The sequence below is a fragment of the Pseudomonas oryzae genome (genome assembly GCF_900104805.1).
GTDB lineage: Bacteria > Pseudomonadota > Gammaproteobacteria > Pseudomonadales > Pseudomonadaceae > Geopseudomonas > Geopseudomonas oryzae.
The window spans coordinates 3,725,165-3,740,000 of sequence record NZ_LT629751.1 but is presented as its reverse complement, the minus strand read 5'-3'; the positions used below and the strand labels follow the sequence as shown (position 1 = coordinate 3,740,000).

The window sequence follows — 14,836 nt, the reverse complement described above, 5'->3', positions numbered from 1 at the left end:
GCTGGAGGTATCAGAAGTGCGAATGCTGACATGAGTAACGACAATGGGAGTGAAAAACTCCCACGCCGAAAGACCAAGGGTTCCTGCGCAACGTTAATCGACGCAGGGTTAGTCGGTCCCTAAGGCGAGGCTGAAGAGCGTAGTCGATGGGAAACAGGTTAATATTCCTGTACTTCTAGTTACTGCGATGGGGGGACGGAGAAGGCTAGGCCAGCTTGGCGTTGGTTGTCCAAGTTTAAGGTGGTAGGCTGATTTCTTAGGCAAATCCGGGAAATCTAGGCCGAGAGCTGATGACGAGCGTTCTTTTAGAATGCGAAGTGGTTGATGCCATGCTTCCAGGAAAAGCCTCTAAGCTTCAGGTAACTAGGAACCGTACCCCAAACCGACACAGGTGGTCGGGTAGAGAATACCAAGGCGCTTGAGAGAACTCGGGTGAAGGAACTAGGCAAAATGGCACCGTAACTTCGGGAGAAGGTGCGCCGGTGAGGGTGAAGTATTTACTACGTAAGCCCATGCCGGTCGAAGATACCAGGCCGCTGCGACTGTTTATTAAAAACACAGCACTCTGCAAACACGAAAGTGGACGTATAGGGTGTGACGCCTGCCCGGTGCCGGAAGGTTAATTGATGGGGTTAGCGCAAGCGAAGCTCTTGATCGAAGCCCCGGTAAACGGCGGCCGTAACTATAACGGTCCTAAGGTAGCGAAATTCCTTGTCGGGTAAGTTCCGACCTGCACGAATGGCGTAACGATGGCGGCGCTGTCTCCACCCGAGACTCAGTGAAATTGAAATCGCTGTGAAGATGCAGTGTATCCGCGGCTAGACGGAAAGACCCCGTGAACCTTTACTATAGCTTTGCACTGGACTTTGAGCTTGCTTGTGTAGGATAGGTGGGAGGCTTTGAAGCGTGGACGCCAGTTCGCGTGGAGCCATCCTTGAAATACCACCCTGGCAATCTTGAGGTTCTAACTCTGGTCCGTTATCCGGATCGAGGACAGTGTATGGTGGGTAGTTTGACTGGGGCGGTCTCCTCCCAAAGAGTAACGGAGGAGTACGAAGGTGCGCTCAGACCGGTCGGAAATCGGTCGCAGAGTATAAAGGCAAAAGCGCGCTTGACTGCGAGACAGACACGTCGAGCAGGTACGAAAGTAGGTCTTAGTGATCCGGTGGTTCTGTATGGAAGGGCCATCGCTCAACGGATAAAAGGTACTCCGGGGATAACAGGCTGATACCGCCCAAGAGTTCATATCGACGGCGGTGTTTGGCACCTCGATGTCGGCTCATCACATCCTGGGGCTGAAGCCGGTCCCAAGGGTATGGCTGTTCGCCATTTAAAGTGGTACGCGAGCTGGGTTTAGAACGTCGTGAGACAGTTCGGTCCCTATCTGCCGTGGACGTTTGAGATTTGAGAGGGGCTGACCTTAGTACGAGAGGACCGGGTTGGACGAACCTCTGGTGTTCCGGTTGTCACGCCAGTGGCATTGCCGGGTAGCTATGTTCGGAAAAGATAACCGCTGAAAGCATCTAAGCGGGAAACTTGCCTCAAGATGAGATCTCACTGGAGCCTCGAGCTCCCTGAAGGGCCGTCGAAGACTACGACGTTGATAGGCTGGGTGTGTAAGCGTTGTGAGGCGTTGAGCTAACCAGTACTAATTGCCCGTGAGGCTTGACCATATAACACCCAAACAATCTGATTGTTTGCGTGAGACAGGCCGAAAGCTTGCAGAACCGCAAATTACCGAATACGACTATCACGTACCCGATTCGGGGTAGCGCCACGGCGATGCCCCAACCGAATTGCTTGACGACCATAGAGCGTTGGAACCACCTGATCCCATCCCGAACTCAGCAGTGAAACGACGCATCGCCGATGGTAGTGTGGGGCTTCCCCATGTGAGAGTAGGTCATCGTCAAGCACCTATACAGAGACCCCGATCAGCTCATGCTGGTCGGGGTTTCGTCTTTTCGGGCCGAAAAGCTTGCCTCGGGTGGCCTATCGCGCCGGCGGGAGAAGCCTTTAGGGCCGGAGCTGCGGCGCTGGTCCGCGATGGTCACGCGCCATCGCCGTCAGGCAAGCCTGACGGCAATCAACAGGCAGGGGAGCCAGTCCCTGTCACGTGCTGCTGCCGAGTGCCTCGCTCCATAGACACAGGCCCAGGCTGTGGCGGGCTCCCGGTGCGAGTTCCAGACAATCGTCCCACACGTTGGCGGTTTCGATGCACAGCATGCGTTGCCAGGCGTCTTCGGCGAACTGCGTCAGCCGCTGAGCCTTGTCGATCCACGGATTCCACAGCACCGCCGTGCGGGAGCTGCGGCTCTCGATGAGCAACCGGCGCTGCCAGCCGCGGTCGTGCAGCGCCAGGCGTGCTGGCAGGTCGAGGTAGATGCGGTCGGTCTCGGCGCAGAAGTGCAGAGCGCCGTCCTGCTTACGCTCGCACCAGCCTTCGAGCGTCTCGATATAACGGCAGTCTTCCACTCCCCGCACTTCCACATCGCGAATGTCGCTGACCGCGAAGTAGCTGTGCAGTGCCTGGCTGATCCATACCGGGCGCTGGCCACGGTTGTGGCTGCGCAGCTCGAGCTGCAGGCGTTCGCCGAGGCGGATCTCCAGCTCGATGTCGACCGCCTGTGGCCAGTCCGGCAGCCCTTCTGGTGGCTGCGGGCAGGTGAACAGCAGACGTACTTCGTCACCGCTCTCTTCCTGTACCTGGCATTCCCAGGCCAGGTTGCGCACCAGGCCATGAAAGGGGGCCGCCCCGCCCCGGTACTGGGCGAGCACGACGGCCGGATTGCGCGCCAGATCACCGAACCACGGCCAGCACACCGGTATCCCGCCGCGTACTGATTGGCCGCGGATACCGCGTGCCTGCTCGCTGAGCCAGATCAGCGGTGGCTCGCCACGGCGCTGGTAGCTGAGGATCTGGGCACCTTGCTCGGCAACCAGCAGCTCGGCGTCGGCGGTGAGCACCCGCCAGCAGGGCAGCTCGCCAAAGAGTTCGCGGTGAATCTGGGTCACAGGAGCATCCTTGTGGTTGGAGAGGAGTGCATTATTCCCCGTACGACCGACTGACACCATGCCGGCCGTCTACCCTGAACACGGGATGCCGACCGGGGAGTGAGGCATGCGCAAGTGGGTGGTTGCAGCGCTCGTGCTGCTGGCAGCTGCAGTGGTGGTCTGGTGGTGGCAACGTCCGCAACCGCTACCGGTGACATTGCTGACCGTGAGTCGCGGGCCGGTGGAGTCGCTGGTTGCCAATAGCCGTGCAGGCACGCTCAAGGCCTGCCGTCGTTCGCAGTTGTCGTTCAATCTGGGCGCGCCGGTCAGCGAACGGCTGGTCGCCGAAGGCGATCGGGTGGCGCCCGGTCAGGTGCTGATGCGTCTGCGCCAGGACGATCAGCAGGCGCGGGTGGCCGAGGCCGAGGCGCGTCTGCTCCTGCAGGACAACGCGCGGCAACGTCAGTGTGCCCAGGCCGACCTGGATGGTCGCGAGGTGGCGCGCCTGCGCGGCCTCGCCGAGCGCCGCCTGGCGGCGGCCGATCTGCTCGACCGCGCCCAGACCCGGGCGCGGCTGTCCCTCCTGGAGTGCGAGGCGGCCAGCGCGCGGATCGCCGAAGCCGAGGCGGCCCTGGCCCTGCAGCGCGCACTGCTCGACCAGAAGACCCTGCGCGCGCCCTTCTCCGGCATAGTCGCCGAGATCAATGGCGAAGTCGGCGAGTTCGTTACCCCCTCGCCGCCGGGTATCCCCACCCCGCCGGCAGTGGACCTGATCGACGACGGCTGCCTGTACGTCGAGGCGCCGATCGACGAGGTGGATGCCGCGCGCGTGCGCCTCGGCCTGCCGGTGCACATCAGCCTGGACGCCTTTCGTGGTCGGATCTTCGCCGGTACGGTGACGCGCATCGCGCCCTTCGTTCGCGAACTGGAAAAGCAGGCTCGCACCGTCGACATCGAGGCACGATTCAGCGAGCCGCCCGCCGACGTTGCCCTGCTCACCGGCTACAGCGCCGACGTGGAGATCCTCATCGAGCAGCGTGCGGACGTGCTGCGGGTGCCCAGCGAGAGTCTGCTGGACGGCCATCAGGTGCTGCGTTACGACGCCGAGCGTGGCGTGCTGCGCGCCGTGAGCGTGGACACCGGGCTGGCCAACTGGCGCTGGACCGAGGTGCGCGCCGGCCTCGCCGCCGGCGAGCGGATCCTGCCCAGCCTGGAACAGGAAGGCCTCGGCGACGGCGCGGCGGTGACGCCGCTGGACGGTGCGGAGCCGACACGATGATCCGCCTGCGCGGGGTGACCCGCTGTTTCCGGCTCGGCGAGCAGCGGGTGATGGGCCTGGATGCGGTCGACCTCGAGGTCGACGCCGGCGAGTACCTGTCGGTGATGGGCCCCTCCGGTTCGGGCAAGTCGACCCTGCTCAACGTGCTCGGCCTGCTGGATGCGCCGGATGCCGGCGAATACTGGCTCAATGGCGAGCCCACCGCAGCCCTCGACGAGGAGCGCCGCGCCGCTCTGCGCAGCCGTCACATCGGCTTCGTGTTCCAGTCCTACCACCTGATTGCGCGTCTCACCGCACAGGAGAACATCGAGCTGCCGATGCTGCTGGCCGGCATACCGCCGGTCGAGCGGCGCCAGCGCAGCGGCCGCTTGGCCGAGCGCCTGAGCCTCGGCGACCGCCTGGCGCACCGGCCTGGCGAGCTGTCCGGTGGCCAGCGTCAGCGCGTGGCCATAGCCCGCGCCATGGTCATGCAGCCGACGCTGCTGCTGGCCGACGAGCCGACCGGCAACCTCGACAGCCATTCCGGCGCCGAGGTGGTGGAGCTGCTCGAGGAGCTCAACGCCGAGGGGCTGACCCTGCTGGTGGTGACCCACGACGCCGCGCTCGGCGTCCGCGCCCGGCGCAGACTGCGCATGCGCGACGGACGCATCGTTGCCGACAGCGCTTCCGCAGGTGCGGGCTGATGCGCGTCACCGACGCCGTCGAGCTGTGGCTGGGTGCGCTGCGCGGCCACCGCTCGCGCAGCCTGATGCTGCTGCTGGCGATCGGCATCGGCGTGCTGGCGGTGATCCTGCTCACCGGCCTTGCCGAGGGGGCGCGGACCTTCGTGCTCGATGAGTTCTCGCTGCTCGGGCGCAATACCCTGATCGTCCTGCCCGGCCGCAAGGAAACCACCGGCGGAGTTCCGCCGCTCACCGGTCTCGCTCCGCGCGACCTGACCCTGCAGGATGCCGAGGCGGTGGCGCGTCTGCCGGCGGTGCGCCGGGTCGCACCGTTGCAGGCCGGCCTGCTCGAGGTGACGGCCGGCGGGCGCAGCCGCGAGGCCTTCGTGCTCGGCACCAGCCGCAGCTTCTTCGCCTTGCGCCAGCTCGCGGTCAGCCAGGGCCAGTTACTGCCGGAGCTGGCCCTCGAGCAGCCCGCAGCGGTCTGCGTGATCGGACCGAGCCTGCGCCGCGAGCTGTTCGGCAGCCGTCCGGTGCTGGGCGAGTGGCTGCGTGTCGGCGGCCGGCGCTTCCGGGTGATCGGGGTGCTGGAGACCCGCGGCGAGTCGCTGGGCATGGACTTCGCCGAGCTGCTGGTGATCCCGGTGGCGAGCGCCCAGGCGCTGTTCGACCGCGAGGGCTTGTTCCGCCTGTTCGCCGAGGTGCGCAGCCCGGCAGTGCTGGAGTCCGGCAAGCGACAGATCCGCACCCTGCTCACCGAGCGCCACGAGGGCGAGGAGGACGTCACCCTGATCAGCCAGGACTCCATGCTCGCCGCCTTCGACGACATCCTCGCCACCCTCGGCCTGGCGCTGGCCGGTATCGCCGCCATCAGCCTGCTGGTCGCCGGTGTGCTGATCATGAACGTCACCTGGATCGCGGTCAGCCAACGCACCGCCGAGATCGGTCTGCTCAAGGCGCTTGGCGCCACCCCGGCACAGGTGCGCCTGCTGTTCGTCGGCGAGGCGGCCCTGCTGGCCGTGGTCGGAGCGCTGGCCGGTCTGGCTTGTGGCGAGCTGCTGCTCTGGCTGGCCCGCCTGTTGTGGGACCTGCCGCTGCTGGCGCCCTGGTGGGCGCGAGGCGGTGCACTGGCCCTGGCGCTCGGTACCGCGCTGGCGTTCGCCTGGCTGCCGGCCGAACGCGCGGCGCGGCTGGAACCGGTGACGGCGCTGCGCCCGGCGGGAGCGCGCTGATGCGCCTGGGCGATGGTCTGCGGCTGACCGCCGGCGCCCTGCTCGGCCGGCCGCTGCGTACCCTGCTGACCCTGCTCGGCGTGGCCATCGGCATTGCCGCGGTGACACTGCTCACCGCCATCGGCGAGGGGCTGCGCTTCTATGTGCTGGACACCTTCTCGCAATTCGGCACCCGCATCGTCGCCATCCATCCCGGGCGCACGCAGACCGGTGGCATCGGCGGTTTGCTGGCCAGTGCGCGGCCGCTGACCCTGGCCGACGCCGACGCCCTGCGCCGCCTTGCCCACGTCGAGACGGTGGTGCCGATCATCCAGGGCAGTGGGGCGATCCGCTTCGGCCAGCGTAGCCGCAGCAGCGACATCCTCGGCGCCGGTCACCAGTTGGCCGAGGCCTGGCGCTTTCGTCTGGCCCTCGGCCGCTTCCTGCCCGAGCCGCGCGACGGCCGCTCGCCGCCGCAGGCGGTGCTCGGTCACAAGGTGCGCCGCGAGCTGTTCGGCAACACCAACCCGCTCGGCGAGCTGGTGCGCATCGGTGGCACGCGCTTCCGGGTGGTCGGCGTGATGGCCGAGAAAGGCCAGATGCTCGGCTTCGATCTCGACGACGTGGCCTACATCCCGGTGGACTGGGCGGAAAACCTGTTCAATCGCGAGGGGCTGATGGAGATCAACGTGATGTACCGCGCCTCGACCGGCTCGGCGGTGCTGGCCGAGCGCATCCGTGCCGTCCTGATCGAGCGCCACGGCGCCGAGGACTTCAGTCTGACCACCCAGGACGACATGCTCGCCAGCCTCGACCGCATCCTCGCCATCCTCAGCGCGGCGGTGGCCGGCCTCGGTGGCATCTCCCTGCTGGTCGGTGCGGTGGGCATCCTCACCATCATGACCACCACGGTCGGCGAGCGCAGCGCCGAGATCGGCCTGCTGCGCGCGCTCGGCGCGCCGCCGCGGCAGGTGCTCGGGCTGTTCCTCGCCGAGGCCGTGCTGCTGTCGCTGGCCGGTGGCCTGCTCGGCCTGTTGCTGCTCGGCGGTCTGCTCGGCACCCTGCACCTGGCCATGCCGGGACTGCCGCTGCGCCCGCAACCGCTGTTCCTTCTCCTCGCGCTGCTGCTCGCGGGGCTGGTCGGCATCCTCGCCGGCGTCGCCCCGGCGCTGCGCGCTGCGCGCCTGCATCCGGTGGATGCGCTGCGCAGCGAGTGACCGCCCCGCTACAGAGCCTGAGTGGCGAAGTGTGACTTTGTCCGCGCCGGCGTTGTCGGTTACAACAGTCGTCAAGCGTCCACGGCTGCAAGCCGGCGGCCGCGCCAAGATTCTGAGAGCTGATAGTGAGTGAACCCATGCCAGAGAAGAACAATCCGTCGACTGCCGATGAGGCGCTGGGCAGTATCGTCGATGGCTTCAAGCGTTTTCGCAGCGAGGTGTTTCCCGCTCAGGAAGAGCTGTTCAAGAAGCTCGCCACGGCGCAGAACCCGCGCGCCATGTTCATCACCTGCGCCGACTCGCGCATCGTCCCCGAACTGATCACCCAGAGCTCACCGGGCGACCTGTTCGTCACCCGCAACGTCGGCAACGTGGTGCCGCCCTACGGACAGATGAACGGCGGCGTGTCCACCGCCATCGAGTACGCGGTGGTGGCGCTCGGCGTGCGCCACATCATCGTCTGCGGTCACTCCGACTGTGGCGCGATGAAGGCGGTGCTCAACCCGCAATCGCTGGAAAGCATGCCGACGGTGAAGGGCTGGCTGCGTCACGCCGAAGTGGCGCGCACCGTGGTCGAACAGAACTTCGCGCGCTGCGACTGCGGCCAGGAGCACCTGGAGCTGCTCACCGAGGAGAACGTGGTGGCCCAGCTCAACCACCTGCTGACCCACCCCTCGGTGGCGGCGCGGGTCGCCAGTGGCCAGGTGTTCATCCATGGCTGGGTGTACAACATCGAGACCAGCGAGATCATCGCCTACGACGCGGCAAGCGGCCGCTTCCTCCCCCTCGATGGCGAGGTGGTGCCGATGGCCACCCCGCGCTCGCGCTACAACGGCTGAACGACAGGGCCGCAGCATCCGGCTGCGGCTTGTCCCACGAGCGTGGTTCGTCAGTTGTTCAGTTGCAGATCGATGCCCAGCCGGCGCGACAGACAGGGCCACTGTCGCCAGGCGGCGAGCAGCTTCGGATTGGCCAGCTTCGCCCGATAGGTCTCGGCCGACTCGGCGGTGAAGATCCCTGGGTCGAGCAGGGCCTCGCTGGCATGGTGCACGGCGGCGTCCAGCTGATTGGCGAAGTTCTCGCCGATCAGCTGGTGGGCCACCAGATTGGCCACCGTGGTATCCAGCGGAATCAGCGGCTGCCCGAAATGGGCGATGTAGCGGTCATTGACCTCCTCCACCAGGCGATGGGCCAGATAGGCCTCGTCCAGCAGCGCTTCCAGCCCCTCCTGCTGCTCCAGCAGCTGCGGCGGATGCAGGAAGAACTCTTCGGCCAGTCGCAGCACCGGCTTGATCTGCGCATCGATGCCGGCCTCGGCGGCCACGCTGGCGGCTGCCTCCACCAGCGCCGGAACCTCGTCGACATAGGCCTGCACGAAACGCAGCAGGGCCTGCGGCGCATCACTGTCGGGCAGCCGGATGGCCCGGTGCAGCCCCCCCACGCGTTCGGCGAGCCCGGCAGCCAGGGTTCCGTTGTCGGTTTCGTGTTGCAGAGCCAGATCGATGCGCTCGCGCAGGGCGGCGATGTTCATGGGCGATGGATCTCCGGTGGTTGTTGAGAACAAGGTGCAACATAGTTGCAAATAGCCACTGGCGCCACTTGACCTGCGGCAAGTCCCGGCAGGCGTTCGATCTCTTCCGGCGTGACGCACTTCACGCTATGGCGGTGAAATTGCCGCTGCGCCGCGCCTGTCTATACTCAGCTCGTCTGGTGTGCACAGAAGGAACCCGGCGGCACTCCAGCGACTGGGGGAGACGCGTGCGGCTGCAGCCGGTCGCACAGCCTTGGGCGCGGACAGCCGACCGGAACGACAAGAACGAGAAGAAGGGGACCCGGGATGTTGCGACTGCCGCAATTCTGGCTGGGAGCCACGCTGACGTCGACCGCACTGACGGCCCGCGCCGACTGGACCATCAACATGGGGGCCGGCGCCACCGAGGTCAGCCGCTCGGTGTTCGACCTGCACATGACCATCTTCTGGATCTGCGTGGTCATCGGCGTGGTGGTGTTCGGCGCGATGTTCTGGTCGATGCTCATGCATCGACGTAGCCAGGGCCAGCAGCCGGCGCAGTTCCACGAGCACACCTGGGTGGAGATCCTCTGGACCATCGTGCCCTTCGTCATCCTCGTGCTGATGGCGGTGCCGGCCACCCGCACGCTGATCGCCATCTACGACAACAGCGAGCCCGACCTCGACGTGCAGGTCACCGCCTACCAGTGGAAGTGGCACTACAAGTACCTGGGCCAGGACGTCGAGTTCTTCAGCAACCTCGCCACGCCGCGCGCGCAGATCGACAACCTGGCGCCCAAGGACCAGCACTACCTGCTGGAAGTGGACAACCCGCTGGTGGTGCCGGTCGGCGCCAAGGTGCGCTTCCTGGTCACCGCCGCCGACGTGATCCACTCCTGGTGGGTGCCGGCGCTGGCGGTGAAGAAGGACGCCATTCCCGGTTTCGTCAACGAGGCCTGGACGCGCATCGACCAGCCCGGCCTGTACCGCGGCCAGTGCACCGAGCTGTGCGGCAAGGACCACGGCTTCATGCCCATCGTCGTCGAGGCCAAGAGCGCCGAGGACTATGCCGCCTGGCTGGCCGAGCGCAAGGCCGAGGCGCTCGAGGCCAGGGAGCTGACCGGCAAGGAGTGGAGCTTCGACGAGCTGATGGCGCGCGGCGAAAAGGCCTACCAGACCAGCTGCGCGGCCTGTCACCAGCCCTCGGGCGAAGGCATGCCGCCGGTGTTCCCGGCGCTCAAGGGCTCTGCGATCGCCACCGGGCCGAAAGAGGGGCACATGGGCATCGTGGTCGACGGCAAGCCGGGCACCGCCATGGCCGCCTTCGGCAAGCAGCTGTCCGAGGTCGATCTGGCCGCGATCATCACCTACGAGCGCAACGCCTGGGGCAACAAGACCGGGGACATGGTCACGCCGCAGGAGATCGCGGCGTTCAAGAATTCCGCCAAGTAAGGAGAGGCCGCGATGAGCGCAGCGATCGACTCCCATCCGGAGCACGGCCACGCCGCCCACGGCCCGGCCAAGGGCCTGATGCGTTGGGTGCTGACCACCAACCACAAGGACATCGGCACGATGTACCTGGTGTTCAGCTTCGCCATGTTTCTGTTCGGCGGCAGCATGGCCATGGTCATCCGCGCCGAACTGTTCCAGCCCGGCCTGCAGATCGTCCAGCCGGAATTCTTCAACCAGATGACCACCATGCACGGGCTGATCATGGTGTTCGGCGCGGTGATGCCGGCCTTCGTCGGCCTGGCCAACTGGATGATCCCGCTGATGATCGGCGCGCCGGACATGGCCCTGCCGCGGATGAACAACTTCAGCTTCTGGCTGCTGCCGGCGGCCTTCGGCCTGCTCGCCAGCACCCTGTTCATGGAGGGTGGCGGCCCCAACTTCGGCTGGACCTTCTATGCGCCGCTATCCACCACCTACGCGCCGGAGAGCGTCACCTTCTTCATCTTCGCCGTGCACCTGATGGGCATCAGCTCGATCATGGGCGCGATCAACGTGATCGCCACCGTGCTCAACCTGCGCGCGCCGGGCATGACCCTGATGCAGATGCCGCTGTTCGTCTGGACCTGGCTGATCACCGCCTTCCTGCTGATCGCGGTGATGCCGGTGCTGGCCGGGGTGGTGACGATGATGCTGATGGACATCCACTTCGGCACCAGCTTCTTCAGCGCCGCCGGCGGCGGCGACCCGGTGCTGTTCCAGCACGTGTTCTGGTTCTTCGGCCACCCCGAGGTGTACATCATGATCCTGCCCGCGTTCGGCGCGGTCAGCGCGATCATCCCCACCTTCAGTCGCAAGCAGCTGTTCGGCTACACCTCGATGGTCTACGCCACCGGCGCGATCGCCTTCCTGTCGTTCATCGTCTGGGCGCACCACATGTTCACCGTCGGCATTCCGCTGACCGGCGAGCTGTTCTTCATGTACGCCACCATGCTGATCGCCGTGCCCACCGGGGTGAAGGTGTTCAACTGGGTCAGCACCATGTGGCGCGGCTCGCTGAGCTTCGAGGCGCCGATGCTGTTCGCCGTGGCCTTCGTCATCCTGTTCACCATCGGCGGCTTCTCCGGACTGATGCTGGCCATCGCTCCGGCGGACTTCCAGTACCACGACACCTACTTCGTGGTGGCGCACTTCCACTACGTACTGGTGCCGGGAGCGATCTTCGGCATCTTCGCCTCGACCTACTACTGGCTGCCGAAGTGGACCGGGCACATGTACGACGAGACCCTGGCCAGGCTGCACTTCTGGCTGTCCTTCGTCGGCATGAACCTGGCCTTCTTCCCCATGCACTTCGTCGGCCTGGCCGGCATGCCGCGGCGCATCCCCGACTACAACCTGATGTTCGCCAACTTCAACATGGTCTCCAGCGTCGGCGCCTTCCTGTTCGGCGCCACCCAGCTGCTGTTCCTGTTCATCGTCATCAAGTGCGTGCGCGGCGGGCCGCAGGCGGCCGACAAGCCGTGGGACGGCGCCCACGGCCTGGAGTGGACGGTGCCTTCGCCGGCGCCCTACCACACCTTCCAGACCCCGCCGGAAGTCGACGAGCGCAGCCGCCTGCACTGAGCCGTCACGCGAGGAGCTTGCGATGAGCGACAGCCTCGATACCCGCCGTCTGGTCCGCCGCCTGCTGCTGGTGGTGGTGGCGATGTTCGGTTTCGGCTTCGCCCTGGTGCCGCTGTACGACGTGATGTGCCAGGCCTTCGGTATCAACGGCAAGACCGCCGGCGCCTGGAGCGGCAGCCAGCAGGTGGACGCGGCGCGCACGGTGCGCGTGCAGTTCCTCGCCACCAACGCCGCCGGGATGACCTGGCAGTTCGCCCCGCAGGAGGATGAGCTGGTGGTGCATCCCGGCGCGGTCAACCAGATGCTGTTCGTCGCTCACAACCCGACCGACCGAGCGATGACCGCCCAGGCCATCCCCAGCGTGGCGCCGAGCAAGGCGGCGGCCTACTTCCACAAGACCGAGTGCTTCTGCTTCACCCAGCAGGTGCTGCAGCCCGGCGAGCGCATCGAGATGCCGGTGCGCTTCATCGTCGACCGCGACCTGCCGGCCGACGTGCAGCACCTGACCCTGGGCTACACGCTGTTCGACATCACCGCCCGCCAGCCCGTGGCCCGCAACGGCGGCTAAGGAGAACGACACATGGCTACGCACGAGCAGTACTACGTTCCCGAGCAGAGCAAGTGGCCGATCATCGCCACCCTCGGCCTGCTGGTCACGGTGGTCGGCCTGGGCACCTGGTTCAACGACCTCAAGGCGGCGCGCGCCGACTCCAGCGGCCCGCTGATCTTCTTCGTCGGCGCGCTGCTGCTGGCCTGGATGCTGTTCGGCTGGTTCGGTAACGTCATCCACGAGAGCCGCAGCGGCCTGTACAGCGCGCAGATGGACCGCTCGTTCCGCTGGGGCATGCGCTGGTTCATCTTCTCCGAGGTGATGTTCTTCGCCGCCTTCTTCGGCGCGCTGTTCTACCTGCGGGTGTTCGCCGGACCGTGGCTGGACGGCGAGGGCGACAAGGGCGTCAGCGCCATGCTGTGGCCGGACTTCCAGTTCAGCTGGCCGCTGCTCGACAACCCCGATCCCAAGGCCTACCCGGCGCCGCAGGGGATCATCGACCCCTGGCACCTGCCGCTGATCAACACCGTGCTGCTGGTGTCCTCCAGCTTCACCCTCACCTTCGCCCACCACGCCCTGCGCCACGCCAGGCGCGGCGCGCTCAAGGCCTGGCTGGCGCTGACCGTGCTGCTCGGCGTGGCCTTCCTGGTGCTGCAGGCCGAGGAGTACGTGCACGCCTACACCGAACTCGACCTGACCCTAGCCTCCGGCGTCTACGGCGCCACCTTCTTCATGCTCACCGGCTTCCACGGCGCCCACGTCACCATCGGCGCGCTGATGCTGACGGTGATGCTGATCCGCATCCTGCGCGGCCACTTCGCCCCGGAGCAGCACTTCGGCTTCGAGGCGGCCAGCTGGTACTGGCACTTCGTCGACGTGGTGTGGGTCGGCCTGTTCATCTTCGTCTACGTGCTCTAGCGGGGCGCGGATGACCAGCCTTGCCGGCACGCGCACAGCCCGGGCGCCGCGCTTCCGCCCGGGGCTGCTGCCGAGCCTGCTGGTGCTGGCGCTGCTGCCGCTGCTGATCGGCCTCGGCAGCTGGCAAGTGCAGCGCGCCGTGGAGAAGCGCCTGCTGCTGGCCGAGCAGGCGGCGCGCAGCCAGGCGCCGGCGCTGGACCTGCGCGAGCTGGAGATGGGCGATCCGGCCTTCCGCCGCGTGCGCCTGGTCGGCGCGTTCGACGCCGCGCACAGCCTGCTGCTGGACAATCGCCAGCGCGGCGGGCGGGTCGGCGTCGAGCTGCTGCAGCCGTTCCTCGACCGGCCCAGCGGGCGCTGGGTGCTGGTCAACCGTGGCTGGCTGCCCTGGCCAGACCGGCGCGTGCCGCCGGCGTTCGATACCCCGGCGGGCGAGCTGAGCCTGCTGGCCACGGTGTACCGGCCGCCGGGCGCCGCCTTTCTGCTCGGCGAGGCCGGGAGCACGGCGGGCTGGCCGCGGCTGGTCAACGCGGTGGACGCGCCGGCGTTGTGGCGCGAGCTGCGCCGCGATGGCCTGGGCGACGAACTCCGCCTGCAACCGGGGCCGGTCAGCTACGTCGGCGACTGGCCGGCGGTGAACATGGGCCCCGAGAAGCATCTGGGCTATGCCGTGCAGTGGTTCGCCCTGGCGGCGACCTTGCTCGGTCTGTATCTGTGGTTGGGTCTGAAGCAGGCACGGGAGGTGCGCGATGGGTTCCGCTCTGACGCTTGAACGGCCGGCGCAGCGGCGCGGTCGGGGCCGCTGGCAGCTGCTCGGCCTGCTCGCCGTGGTGCTCGGGCCGATGCTGCTGGCCAGCGCCATGTACCGCTGGCAGTTCTGGGTGCCGCAGGGGCGCAGCTACCACGGCGAGCTGATCGCCACCGGACAGACCCCCGCCGACCTCGGCGTGGCCGGTCACTGGGGGGCGGCCGGCGGCGACGAGCCGGCGCACTGGCAGCTGCTGGTGACCAGCGCCGATGCCTGTGCGGCGGAGTGTCGCCAGCTGGTCTACCTGGCGCGGCAGATCCACATCGGCCTCAATCGCGAGGCGGGCCGTGCCGGCCATGCGCTGGCCCATGGCGCGCCGCTGCCGGCCGACTACGCCGGTGAGCTGCGCGCCGGCTATCCGCAGTTGCGCCGTCTGGCGCTGGAGGCCGAGCGCTACCCGGAGACGGGCGCGCAGCTGTGGATCGTCGACCCGCACGGCAACCTGGTGCTGCGCTACGGTCCCGGCAGCGACGGCAAGCAGATCCTCGAGGATCTGCGTCACCTGCTGAAGATCTCGCAGATCGGTTGAGCAGGGTCGCGCGCAACGCGGCGGGCAGCTCGGCCCGCGCCTGCTAGAGTCAAGACAGGGACAGGCCGGGCGGGGGAGCGCCGGGTCGG

Annotated in this window: 13 protein-coding genes and 2 rRNA genes (1 of these 15 only partly in view); 13 read left to right on the top strand and 2 right to left on the bottom strand. The window is 66.9% G+C overall.

Annotated elements, in window-relative coordinates; translation table 11 throughout:
- Positions 1-1,673 (top strand): 23S ribosomal RNA (locus BLT78_RS16980) (it extends 1,219 nt beyond the left edge of the window).
- A gap of 126 nt (positions 1,674-1,799) precedes the next feature.
- Positions 1,800-1,915: ribosomal RNA gene (gene rrf, locus BLT78_RS16975) — 5S ribosomal RNA — on the top strand.
- A 197-nt stretch (positions 1,916-2,112) separates the two neighbouring features.
- Here rrf and BLT78_RS16970 read toward each other — a convergent pair.
- Positions 2,113-3,015 (bottom strand): D-hexose-6-phosphate mutarotase, encoded by a 903-nt coding sequence (locus BLT78_RS16970; RefSeq protein WP_231975646.1) that lies wholly within the window; start codon positions 3,013-3,015, stop codon positions 2,113-2,115.
- A 106-nt stretch (positions 3,016-3,121) separates the two neighbouring features.
- On the opposite strand from BLT78_RS16970, the gene BLT78_RS16965 reads away from it, so the two are divergent.
- The 5 genes from BLT78_RS16965 (at position 3,122) to BLT78_RS16945 (ending at position 8,202) form a co-directional block, all read left to right on the top strand.
- Positions 3,122-4,273: an efflux RND transporter periplasmic adaptor subunit gene (locus BLT78_RS16965; protein WP_090350793.1), complete on the top strand. Its 1,152-nt coding sequence runs from the start codon at positions 3,122-3,124 to the stop codon at positions 4,271-4,273.
- The gene (locus BLT78_RS16960) at positions 4,270-4,956 is read left to right on the top strand and encodes an ABC transporter ATP-binding protein (protein ID WP_090350790.1); all 687 of its coding nucleotides are present in this window, start codon (positions 4,270-4,272) and stop codon (positions 4,954-4,956) included. Before BLT78_RS16965 ends, BLT78_RS16960 begins: the two co-directional genes overlap by 4 nt.
- Positions 4,956-6,167 carry an ABC transporter permease gene (locus BLT78_RS16955; protein ID WP_090350787.1) on the top strand — a complete coding sequence of 404 codons (1,212 nt, stop codon included), beginning with the start codon at positions 4,956-4,958 and terminating at the stop codon, positions 6,165-6,167. The genes BLT78_RS16960 and BLT78_RS16955 overlap by 1 nt, the downstream gene beginning before the upstream one ends.
- On the top strand, positions 6,167-7,363 hold the full coding sequence (locus BLT78_RS16950) for an ABC transporter permease (protein WP_090350785.1): 1,197 nt from the start codon (positions 6,167-6,169) through the stop codon (positions 7,361-7,363). The genes BLT78_RS16955 and BLT78_RS16950 overlap by 1 nt, the downstream gene beginning before the upstream one ends.
- A 137-nt stretch (positions 7,364-7,500) precedes the next feature.
- The gene (locus BLT78_RS16945; protein ID WP_090350784.1) at positions 7,501-8,202 is read left to right on the top strand and encodes a carbonic anhydrase; all 702 of its coding nucleotides are present in this window, start codon (positions 7,501-7,503) and stop codon (positions 8,200-8,202) included.
- A gap of 50 nt (positions 8,203-8,252) precedes the next feature.
- On the opposite strand, the gene BLT78_RS16940 is transcribed toward BLT78_RS16945, so the two are convergent.
- The gene (locus BLT78_RS16940; RefSeq protein ID WP_090350782.1) at positions 8,253-8,894 is read right to left on the bottom strand and encodes a hypothetical protein; all 642 of its coding nucleotides are present in this window, start codon (positions 8,892-8,894) and stop codon (positions 8,253-8,255) included.
- A gap of 306 nt (positions 8,895-9,200) precedes the next feature.
- On the opposite strand from BLT78_RS16940, the gene coxB reads away from it, so the two are divergent.
- The 6 genes from coxB to BLT78_RS16910 are packed head-to-tail and all read left to right on the top strand — an operon-like array spanning position 9,201 to position 14,747.
- Positions 9,201-10,325 (top strand): cytochrome c oxidase subunit II, encoded by a 1,125-nt coding sequence (coxB, locus tag BLT78_RS16935; RefSeq protein ID WP_090350779.1) that lies wholly within the window; start codon positions 9,201-9,203, stop codon positions 10,323-10,325.
- Between the two features lie 12 nt (positions 10,326-10,337).
- Positions 10,338-11,945: a cytochrome c oxidase subunit I gene (gene ctaD, locus BLT78_RS16930; RefSeq protein WP_090350776.1), complete on the top strand. Its 1,608-nt coding sequence runs from the start codon at positions 10,338-10,340 to the stop codon at positions 11,943-11,945.
- Positions 11,946-11,967: 22 nt separating this feature from the next.
- Positions 11,968-12,513, top strand: a complete 546-nt coding sequence (locus BLT78_RS16925; protein ID WP_090350774.1) for a cytochrome c oxidase assembly protein — start codon at positions 11,968-11,970, stop codon at positions 12,511-12,513.
- Positions 12,514-12,525: 12 nt separating this feature from the next.
- Complete coding sequence (locus BLT78_RS16920) at positions 12,526-13,413, top strand: cytochrome c oxidase subunit 3 (protein WP_090350771.1); 888 nt, start codon at positions 12,526-12,528, stop codon at positions 13,411-13,413.
- A 10-nt stretch (positions 13,414-13,423) separates the two neighbouring features.
- Positions 13,424-14,182: an SURF1 family protein gene (locus BLT78_RS16915; RefSeq protein WP_090350769.1), complete on the top strand. Its 759-nt coding sequence runs from the start codon at positions 13,424-13,426 to the stop codon at positions 14,180-14,182.
- Entirely contained in the window at positions 14,160-14,747 is a 588-nt protein-coding gene (locus BLT78_RS16910; protein ID WP_090350767.1) for a hypothetical protein, read from the top strand. The genes BLT78_RS16915 and BLT78_RS16910 overlap by 23 nt, the downstream gene beginning before the upstream one ends.
- The last annotated feature ends 89 nt before the right edge of the window (positions 14,748-14,836 follow it).